This window comes from Kitasatospora sp. NBC_01246 (assembly GCF_036226505.1).
Taxonomy (GTDB): Bacteria; Actinomycetota; Actinomycetes; order Streptomycetales; family Streptomycetaceae; genus Kitasatospora.
The window spans coordinates 6,785,907-6,806,841 of the sequence record NZ_CP108484.1; the positions used below are offsets into that span (position 1 = coordinate 6,785,907).

The window sequence follows — 20,935 nt, forward strand, 5'->3', positions numbered from 1 at the left end:
TGGTGCAAAACGGCAGATCGGCGCCAGAATGGTACTGGGCTTGCGCCCTCCGTGTACCGGACCTAGGAGGTGGTATCGGTGTCTACCCAGATTCCGATGGGCATGGAGCACCATCCGGACATCGTCGAACTGCGTGAACACTACGAGCGGGTCACCCTGACTCCGCGCGCCCAGGCCGTCGAGGCCCTGGCTGTCCTCGCCGGTCTGTTCCTGGCGGCCTCGCCATGGATCGTCGGCTTCACCGCCTTCAGCACGCTGACCGTCACCTGCCTGATCGTGGGTCTCGCCTACTGCGTGCTGATGGCCGGGTACGGCTCGGCGTACGAGCGCACCCACGCACGGGCCTGGGCGGCGACCCTGCTCGGTGCCTGGACGATCATCTCGCCCTGGGTGGTGTCCGGAGCGGTCGACCGCGGGAAGAACATCGTGACCTGCATGATCGCGGGTGCCGTGATGTTCCTGCTGGGTCTCGCGGCGATCTCGATGGCCACCATCACGTCGAACGGCGCGTCGATGCGACGTGGCCGGGCCGGCCGGGCCGGGGGCTGACGCCACCCGGTAGTCCGGAGCCGGGGTGCGGGCGGCGAGGCCGCCGCCCGCACCCCGGCGCACGCCGTCGGGCCGCTACGGCCGGGGGCCGGTCAGGGGCGGGCGCCCCCGCCGCAGCGTGGTCACGGGCGGGTCATCCGCAGCACGTCGAGGGCCTCGTCCAGCTGCTCGCGGGTCAGCTTGCCCTGCTCCAGGTAGCCGCGCTCCAGCACCACCTGTCGGATCGTCTTGCGCTCGGCCAGCGCCTGCTTGGCGACCTTGGCGGCCTCCTCGTAGCCGAGGTAGCGGTTGAGCGGGGTGACCACCGAGGGCGAGGACTCGGCGTACTCGCGGGCCCGTTCGACGTTGGCGGTGATGCCGTCCACCGTGCGGTCGGCGAGCAGCCGGGCGCTGTTGGCGAGCAGCCGGACCGACTCCAGCACGTTGCGGGCGATCACCGGGAGCATCACGTTGAGCTCGAAGTTGCCGCTCGCGCCGGCCACCGTGACGGTGGTGTCGTTGCCGATCACCTGGGCCGAGACCATCAGCACCACCTCCGGCAGCACCGGGTTCACCTTGCCCGGCATGATCGACGAACCGGGCTGGAGGTCCGGCAGGTTGATCTCCCCGAGGCCGGTGCGCGGGCCCGAGCCCATCCACCGCAGATCATTGGCGATCTTGGTGAAGCCGACCGCGACGGTGCGGAGCTGACCGCTCAGCTCGACCAGGCCGTCCCGCGCGCCCTGCGCCTCGAAGTGGTCCCGCGCCTCGGTCAGCGGCAGGTCGGTGGCCCGGGCGACCTCCTCGATCACGGCGGCGGCGAAACCGGGCGGGGTGTTGATGCCGGTGCCCACCGCCGTCCCGCCGAGGGGCAGTTCGGCGACCCGGGGGAGCGTCGCCAGCAGCCGCTCCCGCCCGTGCCGGACCTGCGCCGCGTACCCGGCGAACTCCTGGCCGAGGGTCACCGGGGTGGCGTCCATCAGGTGCGTCCGGCCGGACTTCACCACCTCGGAGAACGCCGCGGCCCGCCGCTCCAGGGCCTCCGCCAGGTGCTCCAGGGCCGGGATCAGGTCGTGGGTGACGGCCGCGGTGGCCGCGATGTGGATCGAGGACGGGAACACGTCGTTGGAGGACTGGCTGGCGTTGACGTGGTCGTTCGGGTGGACGGGGCGGCCGAGCCGCTCGCCGGCCAGGGTGGCGATCACCTCGTTGGCGTTCATGTTGGAGGAGGTGCCCGAGCCGGTCTGGAAGACGTCCACCGGGAACTCGTCGTCCCAGCGCCCCTGGGCGACCTCCTCGGCGGCGGCCGCCACGGCCTGCGCCGTCTCCTCGTCCAGCACCCCGAGCCGGGCGTTCACCCGGGCCGCGGCGGCCTTGATCCGGGCCAGCGCGGCGATGTGGGCCCGCTCCAGCCGCTGGCCCGACACCGGGAAGTTCTCCACCGCCCGCTGGGTCTGCGCCTGCCACTTGGCGGCGGCCGGCACCCGGACCTCGCCCATCGAGTCGTGCTCGGTCCGGAACTCCTGCTGCTCACCCATGACGCGCTGCACCTCCTGGTCGGCCCCGGCCGGGTCTGCTCCCCGACCGGCTGCGGTCTGCGCAGACGACAGCCGCGCAGGGGCCCCCGGTATTTCCGCGCCAGGTGGGGGAACCGGCCGACCTTCACTCGAAGGGATGAAGATCGCGACCGGCCGGTCCGAGCGCGCCGGTCCGCTTCGTACGCTCGTGCACGCACCGGCTTCACCCGCCCGTGCAGGCACCGGGGGAGACGATCACCGAGCAGGGGGCGGACATGGCGGCAACACGGCGCGACCGGGACGGGCTGAGCAGGCGGGAGCTGCTCGGCGCCTCGGCGGCCCTCGGCACGGCCGGCTGGCTGCTGCGCGGCACGATCGGGCCGGACAGCGCGCGGGCCGCCGTCCCGGTGCCGCCCGAACTGCCCGCCGGCACCGAGCTGTACCAGCGGGTCTACCAGAACTGGTCCGGCGAGGTCCGCACCGACCAGCTCTGGACCTGTGCCCCGCGGACCCCCGAGGAGGTCCCGCCGCTCGCCGACTGGGCACGTGCCCACGGCTGGCGGCTGCGCGCCCAGGGCTACCGGCACACCTGGGCGCCGCTCACCGTCGCCGACGACACCCCCGGCTCCGCCCGCGTCCTGCTGCTGGACACCACCCGCCACCTCACCGCGCTCACCGCCGACTCGCCGACCACCGTCCGGGCGCAGACCGGCGCCACCATGGAGAGCCTGCTCGCCCACCTGGCCGGCCGCGGCCTCGGCGTCGCCAACTGCCCCGCGCCCGGCGAACTCACCGTCGGCGGCGTGCTCGCCATCGGCGGTCACGGCACCGCCGTCCCGGCCGTCGGCGAGCTCCGCCCGGACGGCCACGGCTACGGCTCGGTCAGCAACCAGGTCGTCCGGCTCACCGCCGTCGTCCACGACCCGGCCACCGACCGCTACGCGCTGCGCACCTTCGAGCGCTCCGAGGCCGACAGCGCCGCGTTCCTGGTCCACCTGGGCCGGGCCTTCGTCACCGAGGTGGTGCTCCGGGCCGGCCCCGACGTGCCGCTGCGCTGCGTCAGCCGGCTGGACATCCCGGCGACCGAGCTGTTCGCCCGCCCGGGCACCCCGGGCGGCATCCTCGGCCGCCCGCGCACCCTCGCCGACTTCGTCGACCGCGAGGGGCGCGCCGAGGTGATCTGGTTCGCCTGCACCGAGCGCCCCTGGCTGAAGACCTGGAGCGTCGCGCCGCAGCGCCCGCTCGGCTCCCGCACCGTCGACGAGCCCTACAACTACCCGTTCTCCGACAGCATCCCGGAGCCGGTCGCCCGCCTCGCCGGCCAACTCGTCGCCGGCGCCTGGGGGTCGGCCCCGCTCTTCGGCCAACTCCAGTACCTGGTCGCCAAGGTCGCCCTCACCGGGGACCTCACCGACGTGCTGCTCTCCGGCGGCGTGCTCCGCGAGCTGCTCTCCGGCGAACTCCTCACCCACCTGCTCGCCGGCGGCCTGCGCTCCGACCTCTGGGGCCCCTCCCGCACCCTGCTGCAGTACGTCCGCCCGACCACCCTGCGGGTCACCGCCAACGGCTACGCCGTGCTCGCCCGGCGGGCCGACCTCCAGTGGGTGGTGTCCGAGTTCGCCGCCCACTACCGGCAGTTGCTCGCCGAGTACCAGGCGCGCGGGGAGTTCCCGGTCAACGGCGCGGTGGAGATCCGGGTCACCGGCCTGGACGACCCGGCCGCCAGCGGCGTCCCCGGCGCCCGGCCGCCGCTGCTCTCCGCCCTGCGCCCGCGCCCCGACCGCCCCGACTGGGACACCGCCGTCTGGCTGGACGTCCTCAGCCTCCCCGGCACCCCCGGCCTGCACCGCTTCGCCCGCGACCTCGAACGGTTCCTGCTCCGGACCTTCGACGGCACCCGGGCCGGTCTGCGGGTCGAGTGGTCCAAGGGCTGGGCGTACACCGAGGACGCCGCCTGGGCCGACCCGGACGTGCTCGGCCGGGTCGTCCCGGCCAGCCTGCGCGACGGCGGCGGCCCCGGCTGGGACGAGGCGGTCGCCGTTCTGGACCGCCACGACCCGTACCGGGTCTTCGGGAACGCCTTCCTGGACACCCTGCTGACGGTCTGACGCCTGGGCCCCGGTTCTCCGCCGGCCGGGTCCTACACGTGCTCCATGACCATGACCGCGACGGTGTCCGGCGCGAGGGCGCGGAAGATGTGCGGGGCGTCCCCGGGGTAGCTGACGTAGTCGCCCGGGTGGAGTTCGACCGGCTCCGCCGGCGGGCCGACCAGGGCCCGCCCGGCGCTGAGCACCACGTGCTCCACCGTGCCGGGCATGTGCGGGTCGGACGCCCGGGCCTCGCCCGGCTGCGCCTCGATCCGGTAGACGTCCCGGCGGGCGTTGGGCGGGCAGGAGGCCAGCAGGGTGGCGGCGTAGTCGGCCCGCTCGGAGTGGGTGACCGGCCCCTCGCCGGCCCGGATCACCCGCACCACCGGTCGCGGCGGGTCGACCAGCCGGCTGAACGGCACGTCCAGCGCGACGCCGAGCGCCCAGAGCGTCTCCACGCTCGGATTGCCCGCGGCCGACTCCAGCTGGGAGAGCGTCGACTTGGCGATCCCGGCCCGGCGGGCCAGCTCGGCCATGGAGAGACCGGCCCGCTCGCGTTCGCGCCGGATGGACGCGGCGATCAGCCCGATCAGCTCCGAGCCGGCGGCGCCCGGCCCCCCGGCTCCGTCGCCCGCGCTGCGGGACCCGGTGTTCGCACTCATCCGCGTTCGCTCCGCACGTACGGGCGTTCGCCTTGACGAACGACAGCCTTCGGGTTCACTCTACTGGACATGCGTTCGCTCCTCCGAACACTCGACCGTGCCACGCTGCGGGACATCGCCCTGGTCTGCGTCGCCGACGCCCTGGTCGGCGCCTCCTTCGGTGCCATCAGTGTCTCCGGTGGCCTGCCGCTCTGGCTGCCGATCGCCATGTCGGTGTTGGTCTTCGCCGGCGGTGCCCAGTTCGCCGCCGTCGGCGTCGTGCTCTCCGGCGGCGGCGCGCTCGCCGCCGTCGCCACCGGCCTGGTGCTCAACGCCCGACTGCTGCCCTTCGGCTTCACCGTCTCCGACGTGCTCGACGGTCCGTGGTGGCGGCGGCTGCTCGGCGCCCAACTGCTCACCGACGAGTCGGCGGCCTTCGCCCTGCTCCAGTCCGACCGGCGCCGGCGCCGCGCCGCGTTCTGGGTCTGCGGCGTGGCGCTGTTCGTGGTCTGGAACGCCTCCGTGCTGGTCGGCGCGCTGGCCGGCGGCCTCATCGGCGACACCGACGCCCTCGGCCTCGACGCCGCCTTCCCGGCCGTCCTGCTCGCCCTGGTGCTGCCCTCGCTCACCGACCGGCGGACCCGGGCCGCCGCGCTGGCCGGAGCCGTGGTCGCGGTCGCCGCCACCCCGTACCTGCCGGCCGGCCTGCCCGTGCTGCTGGCCCTGCTCGGCCTGCTGTTCGCCGGGCCGCGGTCCGGCCGGCCGAACGCTCCGGAGCCGGCTGCCCAGGGCCCCGCCCCGCCTCGCCCCGCACCCGCCGCCGAGGGAGTCCACTGATGCCACTGCTCGCCGTCCTCCTGCTCGCCGCCGGCACCTACGCGTTCCGCCTCGCCGGCCCGGCCCTCGGCGACCGCTTCACCCTCTCCGACCGGCTGCGCCACCTGCTCGCGGTGGCCGCCGCCGTCCTGCTGGTCGCGCTGGTCGCCACCGGCGCCCTCACCCAGGGCCACGGCTTCGCCGGCTGGGCCCGGCCGTCCGGCGTCCTGGTGGCCGGGCTGCTCGCGCTGCGCCGTGCGCCGTTCCCGCTCGTCGTGGTGGCGGGTGCCGCGACCACCGCGCTGCTGCGGCTCTGCGGAGTCGCCTGAGACGGGCGTCCGGACCGGCCGGCTCAGCCCTGCGCGGCGTTGCCCAGGCGCTCCTGCTGGATCTCGGGCCGCTCGCTGTCCCAGAGCAGCTCCCACACCCGGAACACGCAGTGGTAGTCCCGCATGCTGCCCTGGGAGATCAGCAGATAGGTGTCACCGTCCCGGAGCAGGGTGCGCCGGCGGCTGTTGAACGGGTGCTGCGGGGTGTACGACGGGACGAGCCGCCGGAGTTCGGCGAGCGCCTCCTCGCGGTTGCCCTCGATCTCGGCCAGCACCTTGGTGCCCCAGATCCGGTCGTTGCCGACCCCTTCGGTCTCCTGGACGACCAGTGCCCAGCGCGTCATGCCCCACCCCTCGTTCGGATTCCCGTCCGCCCCCCTGAAACGATCATCCTAGGGGCTGGCGGTCGGGAGGAGTCCGCCGGACGGGGAGGGCCCGTCAGGTGGCGGCGGCTGGGAGGGCCTTGAAGAAGACGGTGGTCGGGTGGAGTTCACCCGCCGGGTCGGTCGCGTAGCCGGGAATGGTCCCCACCCTGGTCCAGCCCGCCGCCCCGTACATCCGCTCGGCGGGGCTGCCCGTCTCGGTGTCCAGCACCAGCAGCCGCAAACCGTGCCCGGTGCCCGCCGCCTCCAGCGCCGCCAGCAGCCGCCCGGCCAGCCGCTGGCCCCGGTCCGCCCGGCGGACCATCAACTTGGCGACCTCGCCGCGGTGCCGGCCGTTGGCGGTGACCGCCGGCCGCAGCTGGACCGTCCCGGCGATCCGGCCGTCCGCGTCGGCGCGGGCCACCCAGAGCAGCAGTCGCCCGGCCTCGACCTCGGGAGCCAGCGCCCGCCACCAGGCGGTCGCCTCGGTGGGGTCGAGCGGAGCGAGGAAGCCCAGCGAGGAGCCGTCCGCGACGGTGTCCGCCAGCAGCGCGGCCAGCTGCTCCGCCGAGTCGAGCAGCGCGTCCGCCGTCAGCCGTTCAATTGTGTACATGCTCACTCCCTCGCCCTCGTCCGGAGGCCCGCTCCGTACGGAATACTCGCCGGTACCCGCCGCGGCCGACACCCCTCTTCCGGCCCGGCCCGGTGCCCGCCGAGACTACAAGGAGCTGCCATGGCGAAGCCGACCCGGATCGACCCGGCCGACCTGCTCGCCGTCGGTGACCTGCTGACCGACGAGGAGCGGCTGATCCGCGACACCGTGCGGAAGTTCGCCGACGAGCGGATCCGCCCGCACATCGGCGACTGGTTCGAGCGCGGGGTCTTCCCGGCCCGCGAACTCGCCCCCGAACTGGGCGCCCTCGGCGTGCTCGGCATGCACCTCGACGGCTACGGCTGCACCGGCTCCACGGCCGTCGCCTACGGGGTCGCCTGCATGGAGCTGGAGGCCGCCGACTCCGGCCTGCGCAGCTTCGTCTCCGTACAGGGGTCGCTCGCGATGCGCTCGATCCACGCCTACGGCTCCGAGGAGCAGAAGCGGCGCTGGCTGCCGGGCATGGCCGCCGGCGAACTCATCGGCTGCTTCGGCCTCACCGAACCGGACTTCGGCTCCGACCCGGCCAACATGCGCACCCGGGCCCGCCGCAGGGGCGGCGACTGGGTGCTCTCCGGCTCCAAGATGTGGATCACCAACGGCAGCGTCTCGGACGTCGCGGTGGTCTGGGCGCAGACCGAGGACGGCGTCCGGGGCTTCCTGGTCGAGCCCGGCACCCCCGGGTTCACCGCCACCGACGTGCACGGCAAGCTGTCGCTGCGCGCCTCCGTCACCAGCGAGCTGGTCTTCGACGAGGTCGTGCTGCCCGCCGACGCCGTGCTGCCCGGCGTCACCGGACTGCGCGGGCCGCTCTCCTCGCTGGGCGAGGCCCGCTACGGGATCCTCTGGGGCACCGTCGGCGCCGCCCGCGACTGCTACACCACCGCCCTCGACTACGCCGGGAGCCGGGTGCAGTTCGAGCGCCCGATCGCCGGCTTCCAGCTCACCCAGCAGAAGCTGGTCGAGATGATGCTGGAGGTGGAGAAGGCGTACCTGGTCGCCCTGCGGATCGGCCGGCTCAAGGACGAGGGGGCCGCCCGCCCGGCGCACATCAGCTTCGGCAAGCTCAACAACGTGCGCGCCGCGCTGGAGGTCGCCCGCAGCGCCCGGACGGTCCTCGGCGCCAACGGCATCACCACCGAGTACCCGGTGCTGCGGCACGCCAACAACCTGGAGTCGGTGCTCACCTACGAGGGGACGAGCGAGATCCACACCCTGGTCCTCGGCGAGGCCATCACCGGGGAGTCGGCGTACCGCTGACGGCCGTCCAGGGGCCGCCGCCCCGGCCCGCCGCCCGGAATCCGGTGGCCGGGCCGGCGGCGGCCCGGCTACCGTCGGCTCCCATGAACGGACCGACCCGCACCCCCGCGACCACCACCCTCTGGCGGCCCACCGGGCCCGAGGAGCTGGCCCTGGTCGAGGCGGCGGACCGGCGGGCCTGGCCGCCCCGGCTGCCGGACCAGCCGATCTTCTACCCGGTGCTGAACGAGGACTACGCGATCCGGATCGCCCGGGACTGGAACGTGCCCGCGTCCGGCGTCGGCTACGTCACCCGCTTCGAGGTCGACACCGCCTTCCTGGCCCGCTACCCCGTCCGGCAGGCCGGCGGCCGGACCATCCTCGAACTCTGGGTGCCCGCCGACGAGCTGGCGGAGTTCAACCGGCACATCGTCGGCCGCATCGAGGTCGTCCACGAGTTCCGGCCGCGGCCGTGACGGCCGTACCGGGCGCGCCCGTGCTGCTCACCCCGGCCCGGCAGACCGGGACGACCGTCCTGCTCGCCGAGGCCGCCGCCGCGCGCGGCCTGCCGACCGTCCGGCTCACCGGTCCCGACGTCCTCGACCGGCTCGCCGGGTGTCCGGTCCACTGGTTCGGCGGCCCGCTCGCCGGCGCCCGGATCGCCGACCGGCTCGGCCTCGCCCTGCTGGAACCGGCGGACGACTGGCTGGCCCGGCTGCCCGAGGAGTTCACCGGCCGGCGGATCGAGCTGACCACCCTCGCCGAGGCCTGGACGCTGCGCGGCCCGGCCTTCGTGAAGCCGCCCGCCGACAAGTCCCTCCCGCCGGCCGTCTACGCCGACGGCTCCCGGCTGCCCCGGCACGGCGAGCGGATCGGACCGGACACGCCCGTCCTGGTCAGCGACCCGGTGACGTTCGGGTCCGAGTACCGGCTCTTCGTCCTGGACGGCGAGGTGGTCGCCGGCAGCCGCTACGCCCGCTTCGGCCGGCTGGACCCGGGGCCGGTGTCCGAGGAGGCCGTCGGCTTCGCCCACCGCCTGCTGTCCGTTGCCGGGGACGGCCTGCCCAGCGCGGTGGCGCTGGACGTCGGCCCGCTGCTCGACCCGTACGACCCGGCCGAGCGCTGGGCCGTCGTCGAGGCGAACATGCCGTGGTTCGCGCACTCCTACACGGCCGACCCGGCCCGGATGCTGGACGTGGTGCTGCGGGCGGCCGGACCGGTCGCGGCGCTGCGGCCCGCCGACCGGCGGTTCGTCCGGGCGGGCGCCGGGCCGGACTGAGGCCCGCGGTCCGGTCCCGCGGTCCGCTCCCCGCCGCCCCGCCCACCGGGGAGATCCGGCACCCGGACGTCGCCGCCCAGGTGTACGCCTCCCTCGGCCGGCCGATCGACCCGCACTGGACTCTGGACGGCCGGCCGTCCCGGTCGCCGTGCCCGCGCGGGCGGGGAGCCGCCCCCCGGCGGCCCCCTGAACGGCCCGCCCGCCCCGGCCTGTCGGGGGTGAACCCCGAGACGGCGGCGCCGCGTATACCCCTGAAGGTGGAGACGGTACCCCCAAGGTCGGAGGGACGGTCGCGACCTGGTGGTGACGCCACGGCAGCCCACGGCGGGTCAGGATGGAGACACCCCGGTGGACCGGGCACCGACGCGCAGCGCCGGGCACCGGGTACGGGACCGAACAGGGAGAGGGCAGGGCGGGCATGAACGGCATCGTGAGCAAGGTCGCGCTCGGAGTCGCAGGTACGGGCATGGCCGTCGCCGTCGCCACCGTGGCGGTCGGCCCGCGGGTCTCCGACTGGTACGACGGCCGCCACCAGGAGCAGGCCAGCTACAGCACCGGCAGCGCGGCCAAGGCCGACCGGCAGTCGGTACCGTCCTGGCTGCCCGACAACGCCTCCACCGTCCAGTACCTGATGTCGACCACCGGCGACGACCGCCTGCTGCGCGCCACCCTGCCCGACGGGCGGCTGCCGGCCGGCTGCGTCACCGCCCAGCCGGGCAGGGCCGTCCACCCGGTGCCGGCCGCGCTGAAGGCCGGCTGGTTCCCGCAGGGCGTCTCCTCGAAGATCACCGGCTCGTGCGGGCAGTACAACGTCACCCTGACCGGCAACCAGCTCTACGCCTGGCAGGACGGGGCCGCCGTGCAGGCCGCCCTGCGCGCGCAGTCGGCCGCCAGGCACTGAGGAGCCGGGCACCGGGCGGACGGGCGCCGGGGGCGGGAGTGGGCCGCGCGGCCCACCCCGGGTGTCGCCCCGCCGGGCCGCTGGGGTAGGACGGAGCGAGGACAATCCAGCGCCCGCCCCCGAGGAGCCCCATGCCTGGTTCGACCGTCGGTCCCGCCGGCCCCACCGGCGAGACGTCGACCGCGCCCGCGGCCCGGGCCACCGGGTCCGGCCGGACCGCCGCCGCCCCGGGGCGCGGCACCGTCGCCGTGCTCGGCGGCCTGGTCGCCCTCGGCCCGCTCACCACCGACCTCTACCTGCCCGGCCTGCCGGCGATCGCCGACGACTTCGCCGCCGAGCCGGCCGCCGTCCAGCTCACCCTGACCTTCTCGATGTTCGGGGTCGCCGCCGGCCAGCTGATCTTCGGACCGCTCAGCGACCGCTTCGGCCGCCGCCCGCCGCTGCTCGTCGGCCTGGTGGTCTACACCCTGGCCAGCGTGCTGTGCGTGCTCGCGCCCACCCTGCCGGTGCTGATCGCGGCCCGCTTCGTGCAGGGCGCGGCCGGTGCGGCCGGCCTGGTCATCGGCCGCGCCGTCGCCCGGGACCGCTTCGAGGGCGTCGCGATGCTCCGCTTCCTGGCCTCGATCAGCCTGATATCCGGCCTCGCCCCGATCCTCGCCCCGGTCGTCGGTGCCCAGCTGCTCCGCGTCACCTCCTGGCGCGGCACCTTCGGCGCCCTCACCGCACTCGGCCTGCTGCTCACCCTGATCGCCTTCGCGGCCCTGCGCGAGACCCTGCCGCCCGCCGACCGGCACGGCGGCGGGCTCGTGGCCACGCTGCGCACCATGAAGGGGCTGCTGCGGAACCTGCCCTTCCTGGGCCTCGTCCTGACCAGCACCTTCGCCTTCGGCTCGCTGTTCGGCTACATCAGCGGCTCCTCGGTGGTGCTCCAGCACGTGTACCACGTCTCGCCGCAGACCTACAGCCTGCTGTTCGGCCTCAACTCGCTCGCCATCGTGGGCGTCACCCAGCTGAACGGGCGGGTGCTCGCCCGCCGGTTCACCCCCGGCGCGCTGATGCTGGCCGGCCTCGGCACGGCGGTCGCCGCGGGGGTGGCGCTCGTCCTGCTCACCGCGGTCTGGGACCTCGGCCTGGCCGGGGTCTGCCCGGCGCTCTTCGTCCTGATGGGCAGCCTCGGCGTGATCCTCCCGAACTCGGCCGCCCAGGCGCTCAGCCTGGTCCCCCCGCAGTCCGCCGGCTCGGCCTCCGCCCTCATCGGCACCGGCACGTTCCTCTGCGGCGCGCTGGTCGCGCCGCTCAGCAGCCTCGGCGGCACGCCGTCGGCGGTGCTCCTCGCGGCGGTCGTCCTCGGCTGCGCCGCACTCTCCGCCATCGCCTACCTCGCGCTCTGCCGCCCCCGCCGCCCGGCGGTGGCCGGATAGCGGGGGCGCGTGGGACGCCGGCGCCGGCCCGGGCCGCCGCCGGCCCACCACGCCGTCGGGTCAGACGCCGACGGCGGCCTGGCCGCGGGCGAGCAGGCGGGTGCGGGCGTAGGCGGCCAGCTCGGGGCCGGCCGCGGTCGCGGCGGCGTCCTGGGTGGTGCCGCCGGGGCGGTAGGTGCCCGAGACGGTGTAGTAGCCGTAACGGCCGATCGTGGTGTGGGTGTTGGCGCAGCCCGTGGTCACGCACCAGGCGATGCCGGCGGGTGTGGTCAGCCCCTGGATCTGGCCCTTGTGGGCCTGGCCGACGGCGTCCGCCTGCGGCTTGTGGTCGAAGACGGCGACCCCGACGGTGACCGCGCTGTCGCCGGAGGTGTACGTCGCGCGCAGCAGCTTGCGGCAGGACTGACCGCTCGCCACGTCGCCGAGGCCGCCGGTGGTGGCCTGCCAGCAGGTGTCCGTGCTGCTGGTGGCGATCCGGTTCCAGGTGCGCCCGCCCACGGTGAGGATCGGGGCGGCGAACAGGGTGCCCGGGTCGAGCGGGGCGGTGTCCGTCGCGGCCTCGGAGATGACCGTCAGCGGGTCGCGCGGTGCGCTGCTCGCCGGTGCGGGCGCACCGGCGGGTGGCACGGCCGGCGGCGCGGCGGGCGGGGGAGCGCCCTGGGTGGCGCTCGCCCCGGGCGTGCCGGGGGTGGCGGTACCGCTCGGCCTGCCGCCGGACTTGCCGGGCGAGGGGGTCGGGCTCCCGGAGGCGGTGCCGGTGGGGCCGGGAGCGCCGGTCGGCGCGGTGGCCGTCGCGGTCGGTGGCGCCCCGGTGGTGAGGCCCGTGTCCGCGCCGGTCGGGTCGGCGGTGGGGCCGGGCCGGAGCGTGGCGGTGCCGGTCGGGTGGTCGTTCCGGGAGCTGCCGGAGACCGTGATCGCCGTCGCCGTCATCCCGCCGATCAGGGCGGTCGCGAGCACACTGGCACCGATCACCCGCAGCCGCTTCCGGCGCCGGATCTCCGCCTCGTGCTGTTCGGCCATGGCCGCCCAGTCGGGCTGCCGCGGGGCGTCGGGGCCGGCGAGGTACGGCGAGCCACCGGCGTACGGCGCCCGGGCGGTCGGCCCGGCCTGCGCGGGATCGGTTCGGGGCGGGCCGGGCTGCGAGGGATCGGCCTGCGGTGGGCCGGCGGGTGCTCCGGCCGGTGGCGGGAGGGAAGCCCCGCCGGGTGTTCGCGTGCTGTCCGTCGTCCCCACCCCGTCCGCCATGGTCGGTGATCCTATGACATGACTGATGGGCCGGGAGTGGGCGGTGGGACGGCCGTGTCCCGCTCGTGGAACGGACGCCCGCCGGGGGCGGCGCGACGGGAGGTCGCGCCGCCCCCGACGGGACGGGGGGTGTCGCGGGCGGGATCAGGCGATGGCGAAGTCGTCGCCGAAGACGTTGCCCTGGCCGTACCAGCCGTGCAGGTACACCGTCACGGTGCCGGAGGCGCCGGTGGTGAACGGGACGGTCAGCTTGGTCCAGCCGGAGGCGTTCGTCCAGGTGCTGGCGGTGGCACCGCCGCTCACGCCGAGGTAGGCGTAGCTGCCCTGGACCCAACCGCTCAGCGTGTACGAGGTGTTGGGCGACAGCGTCACCGTCTGCTGGCACTGGCCGGTCTGGCCGGCGGTGGCCGCGGCCTGCAGGGCGTGGGCGCCCGAGTGGGCCGGGGTGGCGACCACCGAGCCGCCGCTCTGGCAGGTCCACGGGGCGAGGCCGCCCGTCTCCAGGCCGCCGTTCACCAGGCCGCCGGGCGGGGTGACCCCGGTGACGGTGAGGTTGTAGGTGCCGGTGTGGCTGCCGGAGGTGGCGTTGCCGGTGATCGTCAGCGGGTAGGTCCCGGCGGCGGTCGCGGCGGTGCTGGTGATGTTCAGGGTGGCGGTGCCGCCGGCGGTGACGCTGCCGGGGGTGACGGTGGCGGTGACGCCGGCCGGGGCGCCGGTGACGGTGAGGTTGACGCTCTGGGCGGAGCCGGCCGTCACGGCGGTGGAGACGGTCGCGCTGGTGGCGGAACCGGCCGCCACGGTGCCGGAGTTCGGGTTCACCGCGACCGAGAAGTCGTTGCCGGGCTGGGTGCTCGTCACCTTCAGCGAGTAACTGCTGGTGTGGCTGCCGGAGGTGGCGTTGCCGGTGATCGTCAGCGGGTAGGTCCCGGCGGCGGTCGCGGCGGTGGTGGTGATGTTCAGGGTGGCGGTGCCGCCGGCGGTGACGCTGCCGGGGGTGACGGTGGCGGTGACGCCGGCCGGGGCGCCGGTGACGGTGAGGTTGACGCTCTGGGCGGAGCCGGCCGTCACGGCGGTGGAGATCGTCGCGCTGGTGGCGGAACCGGCCGCCACGGTGCCGGAGTTCGGGTTCACCGCGACCGAGAAGTCGTTACCCACCGGGGTGCTGCTGGTGTACTGGGAGAAGATGTGGCTGAAGTCCCACTTGCCCTGGCTGATCCCGGAGCAGTCGTCCCGCCCGCCGGTGCCCGGGCAGCCGCCGTTGTCGCGCTGGAGGGCCCAGAACGACAGCGTGTTGATGCCCTTCGAGACCGCCCAGTTGTACACCGCGGTCGCGTTGGCGACGGTGAAGGTCTCCGCCGGGCCGAAGTCGTCGATGCCGACCATCTCGGTGACGCCGATGGAACCCCACAGCTGCGCCGGGGTCCTGGTCGGGTAGAGCTTGGCCAGCTGGTTGTAGAGGCCGGTCGCCGCGGTCTGGGTGTCGGCGGCCATGTCGTGCGCGGCGTTGTCGTAGTAGTCGAAGGTCATCAGGTTGACGACGTCGATCCGGGCGTTGTTCGTGACGGCGTTCTTCAGCACCGCGAGGCCGCTGGAGGCGAGTCCGCTGGTCGTCGTCGGCAGCGTGTAGGAGAACTGGATCGAGCGGCCGTTGGCGGCGGCCCAGTCCTGCACCAGCTTGATCGCCTTGTTGCGGCGGTCGATGCCGGCCGTGTTGGTCAGCGAGTTGTCCTCGATGTCCAGGTCGATCCGGCTGATGTCGTACGTGGTGATGACGTTCTCGAAGGCGGCCGCGATCTGGTTGACATCCGTGCAGCTGTCGGCCAGTTCGGTACCGGTGTTGTCGGCGGTGTAGCCGCCGAACGACGGGATCACGTCGCCGCCGTTGGCCCGGATGGTGGCGATGTCCGCGCCGAAGGTGGCCTGCGAGACCGGCATCGAGCTGTCGCCGTTCCAGTACGGCGTGCAGGAGCCCTTGGTGGCGGCCTGGAGGAACGCCATCGTCAGGTGCTTGGCACCGGACTGGGCGGCGAGCGCGGCCGGGCTCTCGCCCGTCCAGGCCTCGAAGTACGGGGCGAAGACCCGGGTCGGCAGCGGGGTGGCGGCTTCGGCCGAGGCCGTCCCGACGGCGACCAGGCCGGCCGACGCGGCCAGTGTGACACAGGCCGTCAGGGCGGCCTGGAGTGTTCTGCGTAGACGCATGGAATTCTCCAACAGACTTGGTGGGGCAGGACGTTGGTGAAGTGCGGGGCTGCGCGGCGAAACCGTGGGACCGCGCAGGTGGCATTGCTGCGGAGCGGATGCTGCGGAATGTGGTGGGGGCGTGCGGCGGGTGGGCGTACGGAGCCCCCGTGCCATCCGGACGGGCGGACGACAGTGTGTGGGCAGGCGTGCGCCGTGCGGGTCGGGGGTGGAGCGGAGCAGGGCAGGGCAATGCCTCAGCCGCCGGTGGTCACACCCCCACAGTGCATCCCGGTCGGATCGACATGCTTATGGTTGGACTAGACCACTCGTCTGTCAAGAGTCCTAACTGTTCGTCGGCGGACGGGTCGGGCGGTCACCGGACGCACCGTCAGGGCCGCGCGGGCGGCGCCGCCGGAGCCCCACCGGCCCCAGGGGCGCGGCTCGGCGGGAGGGCCGCCGCCGGGGTCGGGAGGGTCTCAGGAGGCCTGTGCGAGCAGCTCGTCGACGAGTTCGGCGACCCCGTCCGGCCGGCGCCACCGGACGGCGGGGCGGTGCGCCGCCAGCCCGCGGACGGCGGTGGTCAGCCAGGCGTCGTCACCCAGCAGCTCGGCCCGCTTCCGGTCGACGACGAGGCCGAGCAGCGACTGCAGGAGCACGATCTCGCGGGAGGGGTAGAACGCGCGGTGGTGGCTGAACCCGGCCGACCACATGTCGTAGGGGTGCCGGACCATGGCCCGCAGGCAGGAGCCGTGGGTGGTGATGCCCGGGGTCCTGCTCAGCAGGCCGCCGACCCTGGAGCTGGAGAACCGGTCGGCGGTGACCGCCACGCCCAGCTCCATCAGCCGGTCCCAGGCCACCGGGTGCGGCTCCCGGCCCACGACGCGGTGCACCAGGCCCGCGGGCTCGAAGGTGAGGTGGGCCCGCTGCCGGTGGTCGCCCAGGATCCAGCGGCCGTCGACCCGGACCAGCGGGCCGAGGCGGTCCGCGGCGGGCTCGGCGCGCCCGGCGGCGGCGGACGCGGCGGACGGGGTGGTCGCGGCGGCGGGTGGCGGGGCGGCGGCGTTCGGCTCGGTGGCCACGGTGCTCCTCGGGCAGGCGTCGGCATCATGCCGACCAGTCTTCCCGGCTCACCTGGGGGCGACCGTACACCGTCGCACCGCTACCCCGTACGGCAGTTCGGGAATCGCCGCCGCACGGCGGGCGATCCGGACGGTGCCACGCCGCCTTGGTGCCGTGGCCGCGCGCCGGTCGTTGCGCGCGGCCACGGCGGGCCCGGTGCTCAGGACACCGGGCGGCTCGGGGCGGTCCGCCCGTGGTGCGGGGCCGTCAGGCCGGCGGGCAGAGGGTGGCGCGCAGGGCGTCGATGATCTTCTCGGCCTTCTCGGCGCCGAAGCCCTGCGGGTGGTCGGGCGCGGTGAAGCGCTGGTTCACCAGCTCGACCAGCTTGGCCCGGTCCTTGGGGAACTGGTACATCGCCTGGCACTGGTTGCGGGCCCGGTCGACGGCCTCGTCGGGCTTGCCGCCGACGATCGCCGGGTCGATCGCGTCGAGCGCGGCGACCAGCTTGGCGGCGTCGGCCGAGCCCGGCTTGGCGGGCAGCCCGGCATCGGCCGGAGGCGCGGGCTTGGGCGGCGCCGACGTGGCGGGGGCGTCCGGGGCGTCGGGGGTGGCGGGCGGGGTCGATCCCGGCGCGGGCCCGTCGGGGCTGCCCGTGGCGGGCGCGCCGGGTGCGGTCGGGGTGGCCGGCGCGCCGGTGCCCGAGGGGTCGGCGGTACCGCCGGGGGCGGGGGTGCCCGGTGCGGACGCGGTGGCGGCGGCCGGGGTGGTGGGGGAGCCGGCCGCGGATCCGTCCGAACCCGAGCCGGACGAACAGGCAGCCAGGCTCACCGCGGCGAACGCCGTGAGGGTGGCGGCGAGGAGACGAGTGCGCATTCCGCCACACTGTCATGTTCGCGCCGCTCAAGGGAAGATCCCCCGACGGCGAAGCGGCGGCGGCCCGGGGGTCGCCCCCCCGGACCGCCGCCGCGTGCTGTCACCGGCCGTACGGTCGGCCGGCTCGTACCGTCGGCCCGGCGCGTACGGTCCGCCGGTCGCCGTCACTGCCGGTCGGGCCGTCCGGCCGCCCGGCTCAGCTCAGGCCGTTGGCCTTCAGCCACTCCTTGGCCACGGCGGACGGGTCCTCCTTGTCCACCGCGACCTTCTTCATCAGCGTCGCCAGGCCGTCGGTGCTGAGCTTGGCCGACACGGCGTTCAGTGCGGCGACGGCGGGGGCGTCGACGGCCGTCTTGTTCACCAGCGGGGTGATGTTCTGCGCGCCGAACAGGTGCTTCGGGTCGGTCAGCGGGACGAGCTTCAGCTGGGCGATCTTCGGGTCGGTGGAGAAGACATTGCCGACCTGGATCGAGCCGTCCTTGATCGCGTTGGCGGTGGTCTCGCCGGTCGGCTTCCACTCCTTGAAGGTCAGCCCGTAGACGTCCTTGAGCGGCTGCTCCTGGCGGGTCTTGAACTCCGGCGGCCCGCCGATGGTGAACTCGCCCGCCTTGGCGGCCAGGTCCTCGATGCTCTTCAGCTGGTACTTGTCGGCGCTCTCCTGGCTGATGCTCAGGGTGTCGTTGTCCTCGGCGGGCGAGGAGTCCAGGATGGCCAGCGAGGCGGGCAGCGTCTTCGCCAGTTCGGCGTTGACCTCGTCCTTGGTCGCGGCCGGCTTGCCGCCGAGGTAGGAGAGCAGCGCGCCGTTGTACTCGGGCAGCACGGTCAGGCTGCCGTTCTGGAGCTGCCCGTAGAGCACCTCGCGGCTGCCGATGTTGAACTTCTCCTCGACCTTGACGCCCTTGGCCTTCAGCGCCTGCGAGTAGATCGAGCCGAGCAGCACGTTCTCGGGGAAGTTGGCCGAGCCGACCACGACGGTCGAGCCCGAGCCGCCGGTCGTCGCGCCGGCCGGGGCCGAGGCGCCGCCGCCGAGCGGGTCGCCGCCGGAGGAGGAGCAGGCGGTGGCGCCGAGGGCGAGCGCGGCGACCGTACCGAGGAGCAGGGCCCGGCGGCCGCTTCGGCGGCGTGCGGATGTCGACATGGTGATAGGTGTCCTTTCGGGACGGCAGATGCTCGGTGGGACGAGCGGGACAAGCCTGCGGAGCGGGATCAGGGGGACTCGCGCGAGGAGCGGGCGCGGCGCTGGGCGCGCAGCCCGGGCGGGAGCGCGTAGCGGGCGAGCAGCGCGAAGAACAGCTGGGCGCCGACCGCGAGCAGCACCACGAGCAGCGCGCCGCCCACCGTCACGGCGTAGTTCCGGGTGGCCAGCCCGTCCATCACGTACCGGCCGAGCCCGCCGAGGCCGACGTACGCGGCGACCGTGGCCGTCGCGACCACCTGGACGGTCGCGGTCCGGAAGCCGGCCAGCAGGGTGGGCAGCGCGGACGGCAGGCAGACCTGCCGCAGCACCTGCGGGTGGGTCAGCCCGACGCCGCGCGCCGCGTCCCGGACGTCCGGATCGGTCCCGCGCACCCCCTCCACGGCGGCGACCAGCAGCGGCGGCGCGGCGAGCGCGACCAGTGGGATCAGCACGGCCGTGTCGCCGACCCCGGCGAGCAGCACCGCGAGCGTCACCAGGCCGAGCGTCGGCAGCGCGCGGGCGGCGCCGGCCAGCGAGGTGACGGCGGTGGCGCCGCGGCCGGTGTAGCCGATCAGCAGGCCGAGCGGCACGGCCAGCAGGGCCGCGAGGAGCAGGGCCTCGCCGGAGAGCACCAGGTGCTCGGTCACGCGGTGCACGATCGAGTCCGGGCCGCTGCGGCGGTCCGGGGAGGAGAAGAAGTCCCCCAGCCAGGAGAGCCAGTTCATCGGCCGGTCCCCTTCTCCCGGACGGCCCAGGGCGCGAGCAGCCGCCGGGCGCCGACCAGGAGCAGGTCCACCGCCAGCGCCAGCGCGGCGATCAGCACGATGCCGGCCACGATCGGGGTCGGGAAGGTGCGCTGGAAGCCGTCGATGAAGAGGTAGCCCAGCCCGCCGCGTCCGACCAGGGCGCCGACGCTCGCCAGCGAGATGCTGGAGACCGCGGCGACCCGCAGGCCGGCGACCAGGTAGGGCACGGAGGCGGGCAGTTCGACGGCCGTCAGCCGGTGCCACGGCCCGTAGCCCATCGCGGTGGCCGCCTGGCGGACCGAGTCGGGGACGGCGTGCAGGCCGTCCACCGTGGTGGGCAGCAGGACGGCGACCGCGTAGAAGGTCAGCGGGATCATCACGGTGGCCTGGGTGGCCAGCCCGGTGTAGGGGATGAGCACCACGAAGACCGCCAGCGAGGGCAGCGCGTAGACGACGTTGAAGACGGCGGCCAGCGGCTGGTAGAGCCGGGGGTGGCGGGCGCAGGCCAGGCCGAGCGGGACGGCCAGCAGCAGGCCGATCAGGACCGGGAGCAGCGCGATCACCGCGTGGTCGGCGAGCAGGTCGCCCAGGTAGCCGAGGTGGTCGCCGATCCAGTACCACCGGACGATCGGTTCATCGTCCACCGGTGGCTCCGTCGGTCGCGTCCTCGTCCACCTCGCCCGCCCCGGGCGTGTCGTAGGCCTTGGCCATCGCTATCTCCTCGGCCCTGGGACCGGGCGCGGCCGCCAGGGCGGTCAGGACGGCCTCCCGGCTCGCCGTGCCGGTGGCCCGGCCCTCGGCGTCCAGGGCGACCGCGACCCCGGCGGGGGAGAGGACGGCGGCGTCCAGCGCGGAGCGCAGGGTGTCCGCCTGCGGGTGGTACCCGGCGACCGGGTGCAGCGCGGCGGCCGGGGCGTCCCGGTCGATCCAGCCGATCGGGCGGCGCTCGTCGTCCAGCGTCAACTCCCACCGGCCGTAGCGCAGTCCGTCGGCCACCGGGCGGACGGTGACGGCGGTGGCCGGGCGAAGGCCGAGCCCGCGCAGCCCGCGGTCACGGCCGAGGAAGGCGGCGACCTCGGCGTCGGCGGGCGCGGTGAGCAGCGTGTGCGGGTCGGCGAGCTGGGCGATCCGGCCCTGCTCGCGCAGCACCACGACCTGGTCGCCTAGCCGGATGGCCTCCTCGATGTCGTGCGTGACGAAGAGGACCGTCTTGTGCAGTTCGGACTGCAGCCGCAGCAGCTCGTCCTGGAGTCCGGCCCGCACCACCGGGTCGACGGCGCTGAACGGCTCGTCCATCAGCAGCACCGGCGGATCGGCGGCCAGCGCCCGGGCCACGCCGACCCGCTGCTGCTGGCCGCCGGAGAGCTGGAACGGGTACCGCTTGCCGGTCTCGGGCGCGAGCCCGACCAGCTCCAGCAGCTCGGCGGCCCGGGCCCGGGCCCGCTTCTTGTCCCAGCCGAGCAGGTAGGGGACGGTGGCGATGTTGTCGATCACCTTGCGGTGCGGGAAGAGGCCGGCCTGCTGGATCACGTAGCCGATGCCGCGGCGCAGCTTGGCCGGCTCCAGCTCAGCGACGTCCGTGCCGTCCAGGAGCACCCGGCCCGAGGTCGGCTCCACCATCCGGTTGACCATGCGCAGCAGGGTCGTCTTGCCGCAGCCGGACGGGCCGACCAGCACCGTCGTCCGGCCGGTGGGCACATCGAGGTCCAGGCCCCCGACGGCGATGGTGCCGTCGGGATGGCGCTTGCCGGCGCCGTCGAATCTGATCACGGGGAGTTTCCTCTGTCTCGGCGCCGCCCGGTGGTGGCGCCGATGGTGTCGGTCTGTCGGTCTGTCGGTCGTGGCGGTTTGTCGACAAGTGACGGACCGTGAAGCGGCCGCC

At 74.8% G+C, this 20,935-nt stretch carries 21 protein-coding genes; 9 read left to right on the forward strand and 12 right to left on the reverse strand.

Features of this window, described 5'->3' with window-relative positions; genetic code table 11:
• Positions 1–78: 78 nt before the first annotated feature.
• Positions 79–549: an SPW repeat protein gene (locus tag OG618_RS28735; RefSeq protein ID WP_329490455.1), complete on the forward strand. Its 471-nt coding sequence runs from the start codon at positions 79–81 to the stop codon at positions 547–549.
• A gap of 122 nt (positions 550–671) precedes the next feature.
• Here the strand turns inward: OG618_RS28735 and OG618_RS28740 are convergent, their stop codons facing one another.
• The gene (locus tag OG618_RS28740) at positions 672–2,066 is read right to left on the reverse strand and encodes a class II fumarate hydratase (RefSeq protein ID WP_329490456.1); all 1,395 of its coding nucleotides are present in this window, start codon (positions 2,064–2,066) and stop codon (positions 672–674) included.
• A 254-nt stretch (positions 2,067–2,320) separates the two neighbouring features.
• Between OG618_RS28740 and OG618_RS28745 the strand changes: the two genes are divergently transcribed.
• Positions 2,321–4,153: a cholesterol oxidase substrate-binding domain-containing protein gene (locus OG618_RS28745; protein ID WP_329490457.1), complete on the forward strand. Its 1,833-nt coding sequence runs from the start codon at positions 2,321–2,323 to the stop codon at positions 4,151–4,153.
• 32 nt (positions 4,154–4,185) lie between these two features.
• Here OG618_RS28745 and OG618_RS28750 read toward each other — a convergent pair whose 3' ends face one another.
• Positions 4,186–4,668, reverse strand: coding sequence for a helix-turn-helix domain-containing protein (locus tag OG618_RS28750; protein WP_442906961.1), 483 nt, complete (start codon positions 4,666–4,668; stop codon positions 4,186–4,188).
• Between the two features lie 195 nt (positions 4,669–4,863).
• Here OG618_RS28750 and OG618_RS28755 point away from each other — a divergent pair, with 195 nt between their 5' ends.
• Together OG618_RS28755 and OG618_RS28760 are read left to right on the forward strand one after the other, a co-directional pair.
• Complete coding sequence (locus OG618_RS28755; protein WP_329490459.1) at positions 4,864–5,610, forward strand: AzlC family ABC transporter permease; 747 nt, start codon at positions 4,864–4,866, stop codon at positions 5,608–5,610.
• Positions 5,610–5,918 carry an AzlD domain-containing protein gene (locus tag OG618_RS28760; protein ID WP_329490460.1) on the forward strand — a complete coding sequence of 103 codons (309 nt, stop codon included), beginning with the start codon at positions 5,610–5,612 and terminating at the stop codon, positions 5,916–5,918. The genes OG618_RS28755 and OG618_RS28760 overlap by 1 nt, the downstream gene beginning before the upstream one ends.
• A 23-nt stretch (positions 5,919–5,941) precedes the next feature.
• On the opposite strand, the gene OG618_RS28765 is transcribed toward OG618_RS28760, so the two are convergent.
• Both OG618_RS28765 and OG618_RS28770 read right to left on the reverse strand, forming a co-directional pair.
• Positions 5,942–6,262: a hypothetical protein gene (locus OG618_RS28765; protein WP_329490461.1), complete on the reverse strand. Its 321-nt coding sequence runs from the start codon at positions 6,260–6,262 to the stop codon at positions 5,942–5,944.
• A gap of 94 nt (positions 6,263–6,356) precedes the next feature.
• The gene (locus OG618_RS28770) at positions 6,357–6,893 is read right to left on the reverse strand and encodes a GNAT family N-acetyltransferase (RefSeq protein WP_329490462.1); all 537 of its coding nucleotides are present in this window, start codon (positions 6,891–6,893) and stop codon (positions 6,357–6,359) included.
• Between the two features lie 120 nt (positions 6,894–7,013).
• Here OG618_RS28770 and OG618_RS28775 point away from each other — a divergent pair, with 120 nt between their 5' ends.
• The 5 genes from OG618_RS28775 to OG618_RS28795 all read left to right on the forward strand — a co-directional run bounded on the left by OG618_RS28775 (position 7,014) and on the right by OG618_RS28795 (position 11,772).
• Positions 7,014–8,192, forward strand: coding sequence for an acyl-CoA dehydrogenase family protein (locus tag OG618_RS28775; protein ID WP_329490463.1), 1,179 nt, complete (start codon positions 7,014–7,016; stop codon positions 8,190–8,192).
• A gap of 83 nt (positions 8,193–8,275) precedes the next feature.
• A complete protein-coding gene (locus OG618_RS28780) occupies positions 8,276–8,647 on the forward strand; it encodes an ADP-ribosylation/crystallin J1 (protein ID WP_329490464.1) in 372 nt (123 codons plus the stop codon).
• Positions 8,644–9,450 carry an ATP-grasp domain-containing protein gene (locus OG618_RS28785; protein WP_329490465.1) on the forward strand — a complete coding sequence of 269 codons (807 nt, stop codon included), beginning with the start codon at positions 8,644–8,646 and terminating at the stop codon, positions 9,448–9,450. The genes OG618_RS28780 and OG618_RS28785 overlap by 4 nt, the downstream gene beginning before the upstream one ends.
• Positions 9,451–9,868: 418 nt before the next feature.
• A complete protein-coding gene (locus OG618_RS28790; protein WP_329490466.1) occupies positions 9,869–10,351 on the forward strand; it encodes a hypothetical protein in 483 nt (160 codons plus the stop codon).
• Between the two features lie 131 nt (positions 10,352–10,482).
• Positions 10,483–11,772 carry a multidrug effflux MFS transporter gene (locus tag OG618_RS28795; RefSeq protein WP_329490467.1) on the forward strand — a complete coding sequence of 430 codons (1,290 nt, stop codon included), beginning with the start codon at positions 10,483–10,485 and terminating at the stop codon, positions 11,770–11,772.
• 60 nt (positions 11,773–11,832) lie between these two features.
• Here the strand turns inward: OG618_RS28795 and OG618_RS28800 are convergent, their stop codons facing one another.
• The 8 genes from OG618_RS28800 to OG618_RS28835 form a co-directional block, all read right to left on the reverse strand.
• Positions 11,833–12,792 carry a hypothetical protein gene (locus tag OG618_RS28800; protein ID WP_329490468.1) on the reverse strand — a complete coding sequence of 320 codons (960 nt, stop codon included), beginning with the start codon at positions 12,790–12,792 and terminating at the stop codon, positions 11,833–11,835.
• A 369-nt stretch (positions 12,793–13,161) separates the two neighbouring features.
• Positions 13,162–15,216: a glycosyl hydrolase family 18 protein gene (locus tag OG618_RS28805; protein ID WP_329490469.1), complete on the reverse strand. Its 2,055-nt coding sequence runs from the start codon at positions 15,214–15,216 to the stop codon at positions 13,162–13,164.
• A 458-nt stretch (positions 15,217–15,674) separates the two neighbouring features.
• On the reverse strand, positions 15,675–16,277 hold the full coding sequence (locus OG618_RS28810) for a hypothetical protein (protein ID WP_329490471.1): 603 nt from the start codon (positions 16,275–16,277) through the stop codon (positions 15,675–15,677).
• Between the two features lie 247 nt (positions 16,278–16,524).
• Positions 16,525–17,130: a hypothetical protein gene (locus OG618_RS28815; RefSeq protein ID WP_329490472.1), complete on the reverse strand. Its 606-nt coding sequence runs from the start codon at positions 17,128–17,130 to the stop codon at positions 16,525–16,527.
• 196 nt (positions 17,131–17,326) lie between these two features.
• Positions 17,327–18,268, reverse strand: a complete 942-nt coding sequence (locus tag OG618_RS28820; protein ID WP_329490473.1) for an ABC transporter substrate-binding protein — start codon at positions 18,266–18,268, stop codon at positions 17,327–17,329.
• Between the two features lie 68 nt (positions 18,269–18,336).
• The gene (locus OG618_RS28825) at positions 18,337–19,032 is read right to left on the reverse strand and encodes an ABC transporter permease (protein WP_329490475.1); all 696 of its coding nucleotides are present in this window, start codon (positions 19,030–19,032) and stop codon (positions 18,337–18,339) included.
• Positions 19,029–19,697, reverse strand: coding sequence for an ABC transporter permease (locus OG618_RS28830; protein WP_329490476.1), 669 nt, complete (start codon positions 19,695–19,697; stop codon positions 19,029–19,031). Before OG618_RS28830 ends, OG618_RS28825 begins: the two co-directional genes overlap by 4 nt.
• A complete protein-coding gene (locus tag OG618_RS28835) occupies positions 19,687–20,823 on the reverse strand; it encodes an ABC transporter ATP-binding protein (RefSeq protein WP_329490477.1) in 1,137 nt (378 codons plus the stop codon). The genes OG618_RS28830 and OG618_RS28835 overlap by 11 nt, the downstream gene beginning before the upstream one ends.
• Positions 20,824–20,935 lie beyond the last annotated feature (112 nt).